This window comes from Halomonas ventosae, from assembly GCF_004363555.1.
Lineage (GTDB): Bacteria > Pseudomonadota > Gammaproteobacteria > Pseudomonadales > Halomonadaceae > Halomonas > Halomonas ventosae.
The window spans coordinates 50,527-65,561 of sequence record NZ_SNZJ01000001.1 but is presented as its reverse complement, the minus strand read 5'-3'; the positions used below and the strand labels follow the sequence as shown (position 1 = coordinate 65,561).

The following is a 15,035-nucleotide window of genomic DNA, read 5'->3' as shown; positions in this document are numbered from 1 at the left end:
ACAATCATTGCTGATGTCGCTCCATCAAGTTATATAAACGAAACGAATTGGCGAGAAGAGCATACTGGCGATTTACATCGTCGTTGTGTAGAGGCAGCATGGACAGAAAAAGATGAACTTGCATAGCGTAAAGTTGAGCTGGACTGACAGAGTATTCTGCCTCTATCATGTCCAGAAACATCTTCTGTATTTCATGATGTTTTGATGTTTCCGGAAGTGCTATTGAAATCTCTTGACCCTCGAAACTGGTTTCATGGTAGCCGGCGACAATCCAATCATACATACCTAATACTGAATGACTAAGTTTAGCCAAGTCGTATCGAATATCCCCAAAAATGCACTTCTCTCCAGCTGGCGTGAGTCCGCGTGGGTCAATCACTTTTATTCTATTTGTACGAAATTCATAAAGTACGTTGCTGAAGCAAAAGTCTCCATGCACCAGAGTGCTCTGAGCATCACCAGAAGGGAGCTGGGCTTCACTACCTTGAACAATATCATTTATAGATAGTTCAAGAGTTCTTCTTTCCGTATCTTGGGTGTGGTATCTAAAAACCGTATCGGTTCGAAAACCACATTCAAGAGAAAACGTGCGAAGTCTGGCTGTAGTTTTCTCGGTGAACATCGCATCCAAGTTGACTCCTGATTCCAACTTGCCATCAGGACTGGGGTAATTAGAACAACATTTTAGAAAAGCCAGGCACTCTTTCAGGATTTTTTTCCACAACAAAGGCGCAACATCAGCAAAAACGTAGAGCTCATTCAGCGGAATATGATGCAGATACTCAAGCCTATATGCACCGCTTGGAATGCCCCCCGGACGTCCCAGATATTGTGGTGTATAGCGACGGATCATCGGCGGAATGTTTTCGAACCAATTTGCCTCTGCCTCAATCTTTTCGTTATGTATTCCCGACTTCTCGATCCAATCGGATGTGATTTTAAGGTCATTAAAGATGCGCTGTGTAGTATATGCCGACTTGGATCTATAATAAGTGTTTGCATGCCCAAAATCCAACCAGTTGGATACCGGCACTTCGCTCAGGCCTATTTTTTGGCGATAACACCCGAGGCCTTTCAAAAACTGCCAACTGTATTTTGTGATACAGCGTATGAGTTGTCGCGGGTTACTAAACTTGAAGTAGCCGGTTATCACTGAGTGTTCTTGCTCAGCCAGAATGTTCTGGCTGCTAACCAGCCAATTATCATCGTCTTCTGTTACGACGGCCCAGTCATAGTTATCCTCGACTGTGGCGATAGCAACTAGGTCCTGTCCATGAGGCAAGGGATCAATTACAGTGTCACCAAAAAGGACATGCAAGGGAACTTCCAGTCCTTGATCGACTAGATTTAAGGCTGTTACAAGTGATGCTCCCAAGCTCAGACCATCAGGAAGCTTTACGATAGTAATACCATTCTTCAAAAGCCACTCATTATCAAAATCAGGAATCACAAAGGATTCTGGAAGCGTCAGGAAAATCTGCGCCCCCTTTGGGGCTAAGCTGATCTGATACTGAAACAAACGACGATTGCCCAGCGGTAGAAAGCTTGGGGGCAAAGCGCCGAACTCGGACCTCAGTTCTTGGCTAATATAGGCAGCAGACATAATCAGGAACATTATCGATGCTCCCCTGCTATCAAGCTTTCAATTTCTTCAGGGCTCATTCGGATAAATTCGGACGGACGAACAGCCCGGTCATCGACATAGAACCCATGAAAACCACACCAAGGTTTACCTACATGAACTTCATCATAGGGAACCTTATGCCTGTCGAGCCATTCTGTGATGATCGGCAGTGTGTGTATATTGATCTTGCCGACGTTGCCTTCGTAGGTTCGCATATTGCGAGCAGTCTGGATAATAATTTCGTATCCGAGGCTTTTAAAGAAGCGCAACTTGTCTACGACCTCCAGATTTGGGGATACATTCCTGTAATCTGAAGTATCATTTTTTGTAATAGTACCATCAAGATCGACAACCAACTTCTTCATAACGATAGCTCTACCAAAGATACAATAAAAATATTCCGAAAAGTACGCAACCCATCAGTTTATGCGAAAACTTACGAGAGATGATATTAACGGCATCTCTCTAAACAAAGAGAGCCAAAATTATCGCTTGGCTACAAAACATTCATTCAAATATTGCGCCTGAAATAAAAAAATTTTTTATATGAATTAATTATATTCCTTTTTATTCTCGAAAAAAATAACCAGTAAAGTGTCGGCTTACCAATAATCTGATCTTGCCTAAGCACTAAATTATAATCAATATCTTCAAGGAAAATGTTATCGGTTGCGCTATAAGCCAGATTCTCACCTCGCCAAACAATACTAGAATAAACTTTTTTAGAGGCTGGACAAAAACCAAAATTCCATGCCTTAAGCACATACTCTTTAAAAAGATCAGTTTTTGAGAAAAAATATGGCAAATATGGTTGCCCTAAAAACCTCTTAGCCCAACAATAGAACAAATCTGTATGCACATGATGAAATATTTCTTTATTTTCAAGAAAATCTTTTAACAACAATTCAAAAAGCTCTATTTCTGAAACAAAGTAAAAATCTGCAAGATGATCCGCTTTATTCTTAACCACCCTGGGAACCATAACAGTGTCTTTGCGAATTTTTTGGACCGTCTCAAAATCTTCGATCAACTTATTGATATCTAATGATTGATCAGAACGAACTTTAATGATATGAGAGACACCTTCCTTTTTTAAAAACTCCAAGCCTTTTAGAGTTGAATAAAACTGTCTATACTTATTATTTCCAGGAACCACTCCACCGCTAGTTAAAACAGGTTTTGTCCTGTCTTTTATGACCTTTATATTCTCATGGCCTACAATATTTTGTAGAAGCTCGACATCCTTTTTATCTTCATCATCCCAAACCACACATACTATTTTTTCCAAGTTATTAAATTTTTCAAAATAATTAACAACAGTTGGAATGCAGAAAAAATTTACAACATCCTCCGAATCAAGATTGCTCAATGCTATATTTGCCGTGCTGCCAGAACGACCTAAGGAACGGAGGGGCCCTTGTATAACCAAACCATATTTATTTTTCATATGCTTACATACTTAAACTGAATTTATTACAGGGATCTGTGGAAAATTTCTGATATAGAAAGGACCTTCGAAAGGCTCTTCATCATCAAATATTTGCTTAACAATCAATCAACTAATCCCATTTTATATCGTCTTTGCTATGCGTGATCAGCCATACGCTGGAAAATTACGTTCCGTTCAGCTAGCTCGTAGTAGGAACCTTGATCGCTGACTTGGCCATCTTTAAGCAGATAGATGGTATCGCACTGTTTAACAGTTGCCAGGCGATGGGCGATCATGATGATGGTCTTCTTGCCAGAGAAGTCGTGAATGGCGTCCATCACCAACTTTTCTGTGATGCCGTCCAGAGCGCTGGTGGCTTCATCCAGCACAAGCACCTCGGCATCGTCATAGAGCGCCCGAGCGATACCAATGCGTTGCCGCTGTCCGCCGGAAAGCTGAATACCGCGTTCTCCCACCACCGAATCCAGCCCTTCGGGAAGACGTTCCAGCAGTTCCTCCAGATGCGCCAGGCGCAGAGCCTTTTCCACCCGTGCATCGTCGATTTGCTCGGGAGGAAGTCCGAAGGCGATATTCTCACGGATACTGGCATCGGTCAGGAAAATGCTCTGGGGCACGAAACCCAGGCTGTTCTGCCATGCGCGCTTCTGTTCCGGGGCCAAGGGCTGGCCATCCACTAAAAGCGCCCCCTTCTCGGGCTCGATCAGCCCCAGTAGCATGTCAATGGCGGTGGACTTGCCGGAGCCGGAGGCACCCACCAGGCCGATCACCTTGTTGACCGGCAGGGTCAGGGTCAGGCCGTTAAGCGCAACTTCTTCCTTGCCTGGATAATGGAACGTAACGTTGTCCAGACGAACCTCGTGGCGAGGAACGAGATGGCCAGCCTTCTCTGCAGGTGTGCCTGTGCTGGCGTGTTGGCTGGCCTTTAGGTCTTCCTCCAGACTGTCGAAGGCGGCCAGGTTGCCTCTCAGCTGAGCAACGCTGGTGTAGACCTGCTGGAAAGCTGGCAGCAGCTTGAAACCCGCAAGGGCATAGATGGACAGCACCGGTAAGATGGTACCAAGGTTGCCTTGGTGAGCGGCCAGCAGATAGAGCACCAGAAAGATCACCGCGCCGAAGGCGATCAGCTCCATAGCGTAGCGCGGAACCTGAGAGAGCGCCTGGGTAGTCCCCTGCGCACGGCCAAAGATGCGACTGCTGGCCTCGAAGCGCTGGTTGAAGTCGGCTTGGCGCCCCAGCAGCAATGCGTCCTTGATGCCGCCGAATCCCTCGTTCATCAGCTTGAATCTTTCGCGGTTGGAGCGTGTGATCGCCTGGCCGTTACTGGCCAGCTTGCGTCGAACGGTACGGTAAAGCACCAGATAGGCACCGGAAAAAAGGGCCATCCCTACCATCGCCACCATGGGATTGAACAGGAAGATCGCCAAGGCCATGACCAGCGCCAGTACCGCCTTGGCGTTCATCATCATCAGCGGGCGAATTACTTGGCCAGTTATGCGGTTGCATTCCTGGGCAATCTGGTTGGTCAACTGGCTGCTGGAACAACTTGCGTGGAAAAGCCAGGGCTGCTGCATGTAGTGCTTGTAGAGCCGGATGCTCAGTTCGGCTCCGACCTGGTTGGCATAGAGTGCCAGCCGCCAGGCCGTAAACATGGAGACGGCCGCGGCACCGGTAAGTGCGACGAGCACGGCGATTCCCAGCCAGAAGAGGAATTCGGCGGGATCGGTAAAGGGAGTAGCCTGGTAGAGCTGAGCCAGGTTGCCCTCCCCTTGCACACGGCTCATATCCCCCACCAAGGCCATGAAGGGGCCGATGGCGACAACGCCTGCTACCTCGGCAAAGGCCATAAGCACCACCAAGACTTGCAAGCGCAGCAGTCGGCGGCGTTGTTCAGTGGTTAGAAGGCGGTAGAGCGCTTTAAGGCGTTGAAGCATGGTGGGCTGATCGTTCCGGTTATTGAGTGATGAGCGTCACAGATAGGCTGCTGAAGGGTCAGGCCGGGGTGCCTGGCGATGGGATGTAACCCCTGAATAAGCTCCCCTACCCTTCCTGCAAGCTGTCGCGAACTGCCACGGCAAACTGAGTAAGAAATGCCATCATCACGGCCAGCATGCCACCAAGCACAATCGCCAAGGCCATCACAAGGCTACGGCTTGTGCCGGATGGCTTGAGGCTCTTCACGGCGGTCTGCACGACCTGCCCTTCCTGCAACTGCGTCAGGCGATCCTCGATATCCGCTACGCGCTGGGAGTAGCTTGCCACGAGTTCCGCGGCAGAGGGGCTAGAGGATTCCTTGGCTAGCTCCAGGGAGCTCTGAGTACTTTCCAGTTGGCGGTCTAGGGCCTCGCGCCGGCGCTCGAGGAGGGCTTGCTGGTCCTTCTCGATACGCCCCAGCACCTCGGCATGCAAGGATTCGACCACAGCGGCGTTGGCCTCGGCGGCTTGCGACGCCAGCTTCACCAGCAGGGTGTCCTCCGGATTGTCGACAGATATCTCGAACGGGAGCGATGCCATGCCCTCGTTATCGAGGATCTGGCGTGTCACGGAACCCAGATAGAGGTTGCTGGTCTTGGCCACGATCGAGGAGGGAGGTTCGAGTGCGCCATTTTCCCGGTTATCGGTGGGTGCCTGCTCGGCCACCTGATAAAGGGAGACATACTCGAAGGTGCGTTCCATCATCAGCGCATAGGCCAGGGCACCCAGCACGATGACCAGAAAGGTCACTGCCATCAGCTTCCAGCGCCTGATCAGGATCTTGGCGAGGTCCACCAGGGAGATCTCATCGTCGCTAGCGTATCGCGGTGCCGGCCCGTCCGGAGAATTGTTCATTTTTTGGAGTCACCTTCAGCCATGTCACGGGAACGCTACCGCCCGGAGGTCGCACCGGGCATGTCCTCGAACCCTGCAGTTCTCGTCTCACCGAGTGAGTCCACCTGGGCCCTCGGCAAAGTATTATTTACGGGGAGAGGATTGTACGTCAGAGCGGGTCGTGACTCTAGCGGGATGCGTGCCAGCAGGGATAGAGGGCGGTTGCCGAACAAGGCGCCCTGTCGCCAAAAAGAGACATAAGTGTCCGTACCTTGATTCCCAAGACATGGCCTGTGCTCACAAGTCGATCAGGCACGGTGTCGAGCCCTTGGGTTCTGACCCCGCTGCATCAGGGTCTAGCGGTAGGCATAGTTGTAATAGCCATAGCCATACCGGGTGGCGGCCTTGCGCTCCATGGCGTTCAGGATGGCGCCCTTGACGGTGACACCGGCGGTCTCGAGGCGGCGGGTGGCGATCTGCAGTTCCTTGGCCGGGTTCAGCTGGAAACGGGCAACCATCAGGCTGGTGCCACACTGCTTGCCGACCAGAGCGGCATCGGTCACGGCCAGCACCGGGGGGGTGTCGAGGATCACCAGGTCGAACTCGCGGCTGGCCTGCTCGAGGAAGGCGGTGAAGCTGGCGTTCATCAGCAGTTCGGCGGGGTTGGGCGGTGCCGTGCCGCGCGCCACATAGCTCAGGTTCTCGATGCCGCTGTCACGCACCACCTCCCCCCAGGCCGCCTTGCCGGAAAGCAGTTCCGAGAGGCCGCTTTCGCTGTGACCGCGAAAGGCGTGGTGGATATGGCCCTTGCGCATGTCGGCGTCCAACACCAGTACCCTCTGGCCGCCCAGGGCACAGACAGTCGCCAGGTTGACGGAGAGGAAGCTCTTACCGATCCCGGGGCTCGGCCCGGTGATCATAAGCCGATTGTCGCCGGCTTCCAGCATGGCGAAGTGCAGGCTAGTGCGCAGCCCGCGCAGCGCCTCCACGGCGGTATCCGCCGGGGCCCGCTCGGCCAGGATGCCGGTGACAATGTTATGGCCATGGCGCTCGTGACGGCGCCTCACCCGCTGGACCAACTTCTGCTGTTCGTCAGAAAGCGGCACGCTGGCATAGACGGGCAGGCCGACCTCCTCGACTTGCTCGGGCGATTCCACCCCGCGACGCAGCAGGCCGCGGCCCAGCACCAGGCCCACCGAGAGCATGCTACCCAGCAGCGTCGCCATTACAACGATCAGCGGCTTCTTAGGCTCCACCGGGTTGGGCTGCACCACCGCTTCATCGAGGATGCGCACGTTGCCCACGGTGCTGGCCTTGGCGATCTTCATCTCCTGGATCTTGTTGCGCAGCTGCAGGTAGATCTCCTGGTTGAGCTCCACGTCGCGGGTGCGCCGCAGCACCTGCTGCTGGGTTTCCGGCAGGCTCTCGATCCGCTGGTTCAGCCGCTCGCGCTCATCGATCAGCTGCTGCTTCTTCTCCAGCAGGGCCGAATAGGTCGGGTGGCTGGAAGAGAAACGCCGTGACACTTCGGACTCGGTGAACTCCAGCTCGTTGAGTTGGGCCTCCAGGTTGACCAGTCGCTCCAGGATCGACTTAGTCTCCAGGGATAGATCGACGCTGTCGCGCTCGGTGCGGTAGGCGTTGAGAGCATTCTCGGCGGCACGCAACTGTTCGCGAATCTCCGGCTCCTGGCCCTCCAGGAAGTCGAGGCTCTGCTCGGCCTCGGCGCTCTGGCGCTGGATGTTCTGGGTCAGGTAGATCTCGCTGATGGCATCCAGAGTGCGCACGGCACGGCTCGGATCGGGATCGGTGAGGGCCAGGTCCAGCAGGCCGCTGTCGCTGCCCTGCTGGCTGACGCTGAACCGTGAGCGCAGGTCATTGATGGCCGCCAGGCGGGAGCGCTTGATCAGGGTGAACTCGGCGCCCGGTGCCGCCAGGATCTCGGCTACCCGCAGCGTGACCTGGCCATCCAGGAAGGTACTGTCCTTGCCGACTTCACCTTCCCCAAGGGACTGCCCCTCCAGAGAGAGGCTGTAATATCCCCCCTCCCCAGCCGTCAGCGTGAAAGCTTCGCCGGTCAGTGGCGAATCGGCCTGGAACTCCCCGATATTGAGCGTTTCTCCGGCCCAGACGCTGCTCTCGGCGAAGCCGGGCCGCTCGATGCCGAGCCGCACCAGGAAGTCACCGATGACCGGGAAACGCGTTGGCTGCACCACCAGATCGAGCCGCTCCTGGTCCACGGCGCGACCGAGCACCAGCCGCGAGCGCAGGATCCCCAGTTGCGCATCGGTGCTCGGCTCCTCGCCGAGCATGGCCCGCACGTCTTCCAGCGGGTTGCTCATCCCCGCCTTGTCCTCCACCTGCACCAGCGCATCCGCCCGGTAGATCGGCGTCGCCTGCAGGGCATAGGCCACGCCCCCCAGGGCAAACAGGAAGGTGATGCCGATGATCCACCACTTGTGGTCCAGCAGCAGGCCGAAGAGGCGGCCGAGATCTATCTCATCATCCGCGGGTGTGGTGGGGCGAGGAGGGTTCTGAGTGGGGTCTGTCATGGGTGTCTTTTCAACCGGTTACGGAAGTAGCAAGGAAGTCAGTAGAAAGTAAAAAGTGGAAAGTAGAACCGACAGCGCCCGAGTGGTGGCATGGCTCCCGAATGCTACCTTGAAGATGAAACGCTGCCAGGGAGACGGCCATGAGGTTCGAGGATCTAAAGGTCTGGAAGCGGTCCGCGCGGCTCTGCACCGAGATCTACACCATTTTTCGCGGCTCGAGGGACTTTGGCTTTCGAGACCAGATCACCCGGTCTGCGCTGTCCATCGCCAGCAATATCGCTGAAGGCTTCGAACGAGAGAGCCAAAAGGAGAAGATCCGCTTCCTCGGTTTTGCCAAAGGCTCATGTGGCGAGCTCAGGACCCAGATCTATATCGGCATAGAGATCGGCTACATCGATAGGGCCGCAGGAAAGCGCCTGACCGAGGAGACTCGGGAAATTTCCAGCATGCTGCAGGGCCTTATCCACGCCTACCGTCGGCGCATCTGAATTGCCTTGGTGTGGCCCTTCCCTTTCACCTTGTCACTTTCTACTTTCCCCTTGCCCCTTGTAGCTCCTACAACCGCTTCGCCCACTCCCCGGTGGCCTCCCTTAGCAACCCATGCACATGCGCAAACGCTTCCCGACTCTTCCGGTAGGGGTCGGGGATCTCGCGGCCACGGCCTTCATCGAGCCATTTGCCGAGCAGCATGGTCTTGCCTAATGCCGCGGGGGCGAGGTCGGCGACTGCGTGGCGCTGGCCTTCGCTCATCACCAGGATCAGGTCGGCGGCCTGGAGCATGGCCTCGGTTAGCTGGCGGGCCTGGTGGTCGGCCACGTCCAGGCCGTCGGCCTCGGCGAGCTCACGGGCGGTGGGCTCGACGCCGTGGCCGACCAGGGCGCCGAGGCCGGCGGAGTCGACCCGCCGCCCGGGCAGGGCCGCCGCGAGCATGGCGGCGGCCACCGGGCTGCGGCAGATGTTACCGGTGCAGACGACAAGCAGGTGCTGGAACATCAGAAGTCGTCGCGGAGGTCATTGGCGTCACGTGTCGTCCGCGTGACCTGATAGACCGCCGTAACGGTGGGCAGCAGCTGGCCAATCACGCGGTTCCAGCGGCCCAGCGGCGTGGTGGTCACGTAGACGACATCGGTGGGCTCGAGCCGGAACTCGGTGCCCAGCACCATGGCGGCGGCATTGCGGGCATCCAGCTGGTAGACGGTTGCCAGCTTGTCGCTGCGCTCCGGCTGGCGGCGGAAGACGAAGATACCACTGGCGTCGGCCTGGGCCTCGTTGAAGCTGCCGGCGCGAGTGAGCGCCTCGGTCAGGCTCATGGGCGAGCGGCCCATGGGCAGGGCCTGGGGCTCGCCCACCTCGCCCATCACAAAGACCTGCTGGCTGCCCAGGTCCGGCACATGCAGCACATCGCCGTCCTGCAGCAGCAGGTCCTGACTGAGCTCGCCCTCGTTGAGCATGTCATAAAGCGAGAGGGTTCGCTGCTCGCCGTCGCGCAGCAGGATCACGTCGTGCCAGTTGGCCTGGGGCCCAAGCCCACCGGTGAGGCTGATGGCATCCAGCACCGTCATCGGCACATTGGTGACCGGCAGGCGGGCAGGCTCATTCACCTCGCCGGTGACCTGCACCTCCTGCGAATTGAAGGCGGCGATCTTCACCTCAACCTGGGGTGCGGCGATATAGGGCTCGAGGCGCCGCGCCAGCTCGTCGCGCACCTCTGTGACGGTTCGACCGGCCACCTCGACGCGCCCGATGAAGGGATAGAAGATGGTGCCATCCTGGTGGACGGTGTTGCCGGCCTCCTCGGCACTGCGCTCGCTGCCGGAAGGGATCGTCAGCTCCGGATGGTCGTAGACGATGATGCTCAATACATCACCCTTGCCGATGCGGTAGTCGTAGTCGTCGATCGCTTCCCGCTGCTCCTCGCTGAGCGCCTCGAGCCGCTCGGTATCCGGCGCCGGGCGCTGGGCATTGATCAGCCCCAGGGTGATGGGCTCCACGTCGACCAGGTCATCGACAGGGGCACTCTCGCTGCGGGAGGCGAAATGGCTACCCGGCGCATAGGCGCAGCCGGTCAGCAGGATGGCACCCCCCAGTGCCAGCAGAAGCTTGAAGGGCGTTGAATGGCGCATGGTGGTGACTGCCTGTGAGGTGGGAAGGCCGGAGCGTTCGGGCACGCTACCGCCCCGAGGTGTCATGGCGCATCCTCGAGGCCTGTCGTCGTTTGGCAACATGCAAGTATCTGCAAGTGACTGTAGGTATTGGAAAATACCGCCTGAAAGCGTGCGGACTTTACAGGCGCCCGAAGGATATTTCCACCGCCTGAGGATGACAAACCAGTTATTGTACGAGATCTCCTACACGCCGCATCGGCAACCTCGCATTTCAGGAAAATGTCATGCATCTTTTTGCGATATAGCCAAGACATCCCCGTATCCAGGACCTATCATGGGCCACGGTGACGCCTCATGATGGGCAGCCAATCATGAGTAGCCGCAACGCATAGGGAGAGACAGGATGTTCAACAAGACCGCTGCTTTGATCGCCATCACCGGCATGCTGGCATCGCCGCTGGCCGTGGCCCAGACGGAAACCGGCACCGCCGCAGGCGCTGGTTCCGGCGCTGGTTCCGGCGCAGGAGCAGGAGCTGGCGCAAGTGCGGGCGCTGGCGCCGGGGCGGCCTCCGCGACCGGCGTTGCTGCCGGCGGCGCCGCCACCTCTGGCGGCCTGGCCGGGCTGGCCGCCGCCACCGGCCTTTCCACCGCGGCCCTTACCGGCCTGGCCGTCGCCGGTGCCGTGGCCGTGGGGGTCGGCGTCAGTGCCGTGGGTGGTGGCGATGACGGTGGCAGCTCCGGCACCACGGGGACTACCGGCACCAACTGATCATGCTTCGAAGGTCCAGGATGGATAAGCACCGAGGCCGCCTGCGGGCGGTCTTGTCATGCATGCTGCCCCTGCTGCTGGCCGGCTGTGCCAGTTCGGGCACTACCCCGCTGGCGGCTTCGCTGCAGGCACTCCTGCCGGATGATGATCGCGTCGAGGCGCAGGCGGCCGCGATTCCCCACGCCACGCTCTCGGCGCGACTGGGCGACGTGCAGGGCCTTCTGGTGATGGGTGCCCAGGCGGGGGACGTCAGCTACTGGCCTTCCCGCGGCGGTGGCGTGCTCGAGCTTCACGATGGCGGACTGCACGCCACCGCCGGCCTGCCGGAGGATCTTCTCGGCACCCGCTATGGCAAGGTCCGGCATGGTCAGAGCCAGTATGGTTCCAGCCGGCCCTGGCGCCAGGACACCCCCACCCCGTTCACGCTGGTGCGCCACTGGCGCGACGATGAGGGGCAGGTGAGGCGCGGCGAGGCGCACGGCGAGTTGCGCTGCGCAGGGGCCGAGCCGGTCGCACTTCCGCTGGGGGAGCGGTCATTGGAGCGCTGCGAGGCGATCCTGGCCTGGGCTGGTGGCGAGACGACCAGCTCGACCTTCTGGCGTGACCCGGTCAATCGCAATCTCTGGGCGGTGCGTGAGACGCCCTGGCCCGGGGCCCCGACGATGCAGTGGCAAGTCGCCCGCCACTGGTGGTAATCCGCAAGGCACCCTTTCCCATGTACAGAACCCCGTTACTGGCCGCCCTGCTGGCCCTGCTCCCCCTTGCGGCCCAGGCCCAGCCGGCAACCGCCCCCCCCACCCTAGTGGAGGCCTGGCTGGCCTGGCAGGAAGAGCGCCAGGCCCAGGGCCAGCCGCCCTTCGACTGGGCCTACAGCTATGCGCTGCGCGAAAGCGATGCCGCCGAGCTGGAGCGTCGCCAGGCGCGCCTGGCGGCCGAGCTGGAGGGGCTGGCGGCGGTGGTGAGGGCGCAGGGCAAGCCCTCCACCGCCCGAGGCCTGGCCGCCTGGGGCCGGAACGTGGCCGAGCATGACACCCTGCCCGCCCGCACCCCGGAGCCGCTGGGTCTGCCGGCGCTTGCCAGCGACCTGCGCCATAACCCCGCGATGAGGGGCATCAGCCTGCTCGGCACCTGCACGCCACCGGCCTGGATCGAGGCCTGGACACGACACGGGGTCGAGCGGCTGGCGTGGCAGCCCGGCATGACGCTGGATGATGCCCTCGCCGCCCTGCCCGCCGGCGCCACCCGCGGCATCGACAGTGCCGTGGTGATCTCCCCCCAGGGCGTTCGGCACGAGCGGGGCTTTGCCGCCTGGAACCACCAGGCCGCCCCCCTGGCACCCGGCGCCCGGGTCGTTATCCAGCTGCCCGAGCGCGGTCTCGGTGGCACTCGCGAGGGCGACCTGATCAACCGCGAGCTCGCCGCCTGGCTCGCCACCCGCCTGCCCGGCGAGGACTGCAGCCTGTGGGAGGTGGAATGACACAGGCAAGGGGCAGGGGAATGAGTCAGCATTTGAAAGTAGAAAGTTGCGAGTGGAAAGTGGAAAGTGGAACGGAGGAGTTGGCAGCTATCGAATCGTCCAGTATGCAAGGGGTTAGGGGGTGCCTTTCTTCTTGTCACTTTCTACTTTCTACCATCCCGCTGCTTTCTACTTCCCTACCCGTGCTATTGGCCGTTACCCCTCTGCCATCGTTCGCTGCTGGCCTGGGCCCCGGCCAAAGTGACTTCGGCGGCATCGGCCTGATGCAGACCCCGACCGCTCGCATGGCTGAGACCGGCCACTTCGCGGCGAGTTGGAGCCGTACCGCGCCCTATCGCCGCTACTCGGTGTTCGTGCAGCCCACGGACTGGCTGGAGGCGGGCTTTCGCTATGTCTCGGTGGAGAACCGCCTGTTCGGCCCCAGCATCGCGGGTGAGCGGGACTACCTCGACAAGGGCATTGATGCCAAGCTGCGCCTGCGCGAGGAGAGCCGCTACTGGCCAGAGCTGGCGGTCGGGCTGCGGGACGCCGGCGGGACCACGCAGTTCGGCGCCGAGTACCTGGTGGCCAGCAAGCGCTGGCACGATCTCGACTTCACCCTGGGGCTGGGCTGGGGGTACCTCGGCAACGCCGGGGATGTGGATTCCCCGCTGGGCTGGCTGGACGAACGCTTCGATAGTCGCCCCGGGGATGCCGGCGGCGACCAGGGCGGCGAGTTCGCCCTCGATCAGCTGTTCCGCGGCCCCATGGCGCTCTTCGGCGGCGTGGAATACCAGACCCCCTGGGACCCGCTGGTGCTGCAGCTGGAATATGAGGGCAACGACTACGCCAACGAGCCCCAGCAGAACGACCAGCCCCAGGATTCACGCGTCAACCTGGGGGCCCGCTTGCGGCTCACCGACAACATCGAGCTGCGCACCGGCTGGCAGCGCGGCAACACCGCCATGGCCGGGGTGAGCTTCTCCACCAACCTGGCGGGGCTCGCCCAGGTGAAGCGCGACCCGCCTCCCCGGCCGCTGGATGCCGCGCCGGAAGAGAGCTGGCCGGCGGTGGCGAACCGTCTGCAGGAAAACGCCGGTATCCGCGTGCGCGAGATCCGCCAGCAGGGGGACGACCTGACCGTGACCGGCGAGCCCACCACCTTCCGCAACCTGGCGAAGAGCGAGGCCCGCGCCGGGCGAATCCTCGAGGCCAATGCCGACGAGACGGTGGAGACCTTTAGCTACCGCTGGCAGAACCGCGGCCTCGACCTGCGCGAGGACGTCCACGACCGGGCGGCCTTTACCGCCGCGGCGGCTTCCAGCGAAGAGGCGCGCGACCACCGTTATGGCCTCTATGCCCACGCCAACCTTGGCGAGCCCACCGGCGAGCTGCTCTACCGGGCCGAGCCTCGCCGCTTCAGCTGGTCGGTCGGCCCCGCCATCGAGCAGAACTTCGGCGGCCCGGACGGCTACCTCTATCGCCTCTCGGCCTATGCGTCCGCCGAGTATGCCACGGACCCCAACGGCTGGTTCTCGGGCAGCCTGACCGCGACGCTGGCCGACAACCTCGACGAGTACGACTACATCGCCGATTCCGAGCTGCCGCGGGTGCGCACCTTCATCGGCGACTACCTGGCCGAGGCCGACGTGGGGATCAGCAACCTGCAGTACACCCGCACCGCCCGGCTCGGCGACGACTGGTATGCCATGGGCTATGGCGGCCTGCTGGAGATGATGTATGCCGGCGCGGGGGGCGAGCTGCTCTACCGCCCCTTCAACAGCCCGCTCGCCCTGGGCGCGGACCTCAACTGGGTGCGCCAGCGCGAGTTCGACCAGCAGTTCGGTCTGCGCGACTACGACACCTGGACCGGCCACCTCAGCGCCTTCCTGGAGACGGGCATCGAGGACGTGCTGGCCGAGGTCAGCGTGGGGCGCTACCTCGCCGGCGACATCGGTACCACCCTCGACCTCTCCCGGGAGTTCGACAACGGCGTGCGGGTGGGCGCCTGGGCCACCTTCACCGACGCCGGCGACAACTTCGGCGAGGGCAGCTTCGACAAGGCGCTCTACCTCTCCATTCCCATGGATGCCTTCTTCGTGCGCTCCAGCCGCAACCGCGCCAGCATCGCCTGGCAGCCCCTCACCCGCGACGGCGGCGCCCGCCTGAATCGTCGCTACCGGCTCTACGACCTCACCGAGGAACGCGACCTCGGACGCTACTGGGAGGATTACGACCGCAGCTGGGAGTAATCGCCTGAGCCAGGCTGGGATC

At 59.6% G+C, this 15,035-nt stretch carries 13 protein-coding genes; 5 read left to right on the top strand and 8 right to left on the bottom strand.

Annotation, left to right across the window (positions count from 1 at the left end; all coding sequences use genetic code 11):
* Positions 1 to 4: 4 nt before the first annotated feature.
* From DFP85_RS00320 to DFP85_RS00295, 6 genes are all read right to left on the bottom strand, one after another.
* Complete coding sequence (locus tag DFP85_RS00320) at positions 5 to 1,615, bottom strand: phosphotransferase family protein (RefSeq protein ID WP_133633820.1); 1,611 nt, start codon at positions 1,613 to 1,615, stop codon at positions 5 to 7.
* On the bottom strand, positions 1,615 to 1,989 hold the full coding sequence (locus DFP85_RS00315) for an HAD family hydrolase (protein WP_133633818.1): 375 nt from the start codon (positions 1,987 to 1,989) through the stop codon (positions 1,615 to 1,617). The genes DFP85_RS00320 and DFP85_RS00315 overlap by 1 nt, the downstream gene beginning before the upstream one ends.
* 146 nt (positions 1,990 to 2,135) lie before the next feature.
* Complete coding sequence (locus DFP85_RS00310; RefSeq protein WP_133633816.1) at positions 2,136 to 3,071, bottom strand: hypothetical protein; 936 nt, start codon at positions 3,069 to 3,071, stop codon at positions 2,136 to 2,138.
* A gap of 137 nt (positions 3,072 to 3,208) precedes the next feature.
* Positions 3,209 to 5,005, bottom strand: coding sequence for an ABC transporter ATP-binding protein (locus DFP85_RS00305; protein ID WP_133633814.1), 1,797 nt, complete (start codon positions 5,003 to 5,005; stop codon positions 3,209 to 3,211).
* 106 nt (positions 5,006 to 5,111) lie between these two features.
* Positions 5,112 to 5,900 carry a Wzz/FepE/Etk N-terminal domain-containing protein gene (locus DFP85_RS00300; RefSeq protein WP_133633812.1) on the bottom strand — a complete coding sequence of 263 codons (789 nt, stop codon included), beginning with the start codon at positions 5,898 to 5,900 and terminating at the stop codon, positions 5,112 to 5,114.
* A gap of 335 nt (positions 5,901 to 6,235) precedes the next feature.
* Positions 6,236 to 8,431 (bottom strand): polysaccharide biosynthesis tyrosine autokinase, encoded by a 2,196-nt coding sequence (locus DFP85_RS00295; protein ID WP_133633810.1) that lies wholly within the window; start codon positions 8,429 to 8,431, stop codon positions 6,236 to 6,238.
* Positions 8,432 to 8,571: 140 nt separating this feature from the next.
* Here DFP85_RS00295 and DFP85_RS00290 point away from each other — a divergent pair, with 140 nt between their 5' ends.
* Positions 8,572 to 8,919: a four helix bundle protein gene (locus tag DFP85_RS00290; RefSeq protein ID WP_133633808.1), complete on the top strand. Its 348-nt coding sequence runs from the start codon at positions 8,572 to 8,574 to the stop codon at positions 8,917 to 8,919.
* Positions 8,920 to 8,986: 67 nt separating this feature from the next.
* Here the strand turns inward: DFP85_RS00290 and DFP85_RS00285 are convergent, their stop codons facing one another.
* Together DFP85_RS00285 and DFP85_RS00280 are read right to left on the bottom strand one after the other, a co-directional pair.
* A complete protein-coding gene (locus DFP85_RS00285; protein ID WP_133633806.1) occupies positions 8,987 to 9,424 on the bottom strand; it encodes an arsenate reductase/protein-tyrosine-phosphatase family protein in 438 nt (145 codons plus the stop codon).
* Complete coding sequence (locus DFP85_RS00280) at positions 9,424 to 10,554, bottom strand: polysaccharide export protein (protein ID WP_133634269.1); 1,131 nt, start codon at positions 10,552 to 10,554, stop codon at positions 9,424 to 9,426. Before DFP85_RS00280 ends, DFP85_RS00285 begins: the two co-directional genes overlap by 1 nt.
* 385 nt (positions 10,555 to 10,939) lie before the next feature.
* On the opposite strand from DFP85_RS00280, the gene DFP85_RS18825 reads away from it, so the two are divergent.
* From DFP85_RS18825 to DFP85_RS00260, 4 genes are all read left to right on the top strand, one after another.
* Positions 10,940 to 11,305, top strand: a complete 366-nt coding sequence (locus DFP85_RS18825) for a hypothetical protein (RefSeq protein ID WP_166644556.1) — start codon at positions 10,940 to 10,942, stop codon at positions 11,303 to 11,305.
* A gap of 20 nt (positions 11,306 to 11,325) precedes the next feature.
* Complete coding sequence (locus DFP85_RS00270) at positions 11,326 to 12,000, top strand: YjbF family lipoprotein (RefSeq protein ID WP_166644555.1); 675 nt, start codon at positions 11,326 to 11,328, stop codon at positions 11,998 to 12,000.
* A gap of 20 nt (positions 12,001 to 12,020) precedes the next feature.
* Positions 12,021 to 12,782 carry a capsule biosynthesis GfcC family protein gene (locus DFP85_RS00265; protein ID WP_133633800.1) on the top strand — a complete coding sequence of 254 codons (762 nt, stop codon included), beginning with the start codon at positions 12,021 to 12,023 and terminating at the stop codon, positions 12,780 to 12,782.
* Between the two features lie 104 nt (positions 12,783 to 12,886).
* Entirely contained in the window at positions 12,887 to 15,013 is a 2,127-nt protein-coding gene (locus DFP85_RS00260; RefSeq protein ID WP_133633798.1) for a YjbH domain-containing protein, read from the top strand.
* Positions 15,014 to 15,035: the final 22 nt, after the last annotated feature.

Bases quoted from the DNA above. Each gene is read 5' to 3' on its own strand.
- DFP85_RS18825 (WP_166644556.1), top strand. From the start codon at position 10,940: ATGTTCAACAAGACCGCTGCTTTGATCGCCATCACCGGCATGCTGGCA.
- DFP85_RS00270 (WP_166644555.1), top strand. From the start codon at position 11,326: ATGGATAAGCACCGAGGCCGCCTGCGGGCGGTCTTGTCATGCATGCTG.
- DFP85_RS00310 (WP_133633816.1), bottom strand. From the start codon at position 3,071: ATGAAAAATAAATATGGTTTGGTTATACAAGGGCCCCTCCGTTCCTTA.
- DFP85_RS00320 (WP_133633820.1), bottom strand. From the start codon at position 1,615: ATGTTCCTGATTATGTCTGCTGCCTATATTAGCCAAGAACTGAGGTCC.
- DFP85_RS00280 (WP_133634269.1), bottom strand. From the start codon at position 10,554: ATGCGCCATTCAACGCCCTTCAAGCTTCTGCTGGCACTGGGGGGTGCC.
- DFP85_RS00285 (WP_133633806.1), bottom strand. From the start codon at position 9,424: ATGTTCCAGCACCTGCTTGTCGTCTGCACCGGTAACATCTGCCGCAGC.
- DFP85_RS00315 (WP_133633818.1), bottom strand. From the start codon at position 1,989: ATGAAGAAGTTGGTTGTCGATCTTGATGGTACTATTACAAAAAATGAT.
- DFP85_RS00265 (WP_133633800.1), top strand. From the start codon at position 12,021: ATGTACAGAACCCCGTTACTGGCCGCCCTGCTGGCCCTGCTCCCCCTT.
- DFP85_RS00300 (WP_133633812.1), bottom strand. From the start codon at position 5,900: ATGAACAATTCTCCGGACGGGCCGGCACCGCGATACGCTAGCGACGAT.
- DFP85_RS00260 (WP_133633798.1), top strand. From the start codon at position 12,887: ATGCAAGGGGTTAGGGGGTGCCTTTCTTCTTGTCACTTTCTACTTTCT.
- DFP85_RS00305 (WP_133633814.1), bottom strand. From the start codon at position 5,005: ATGCTTCAACGCCTTAAAGCGCTCTACCGCCTTCTAACCACTGAACAA.
- DFP85_RS00290 (WP_133633808.1), top strand. From the start codon at position 8,572: ATGAGGTTCGAGGATCTAAAGGTCTGGAAGCGGTCCGCGCGGCTCTGC.
- DFP85_RS00295 (WP_133633810.1), bottom strand. From the start codon at position 8,431: ATGACAGACCCCACTCAGAACCCTCCTCGCCCCACCACACCCGCGGAT.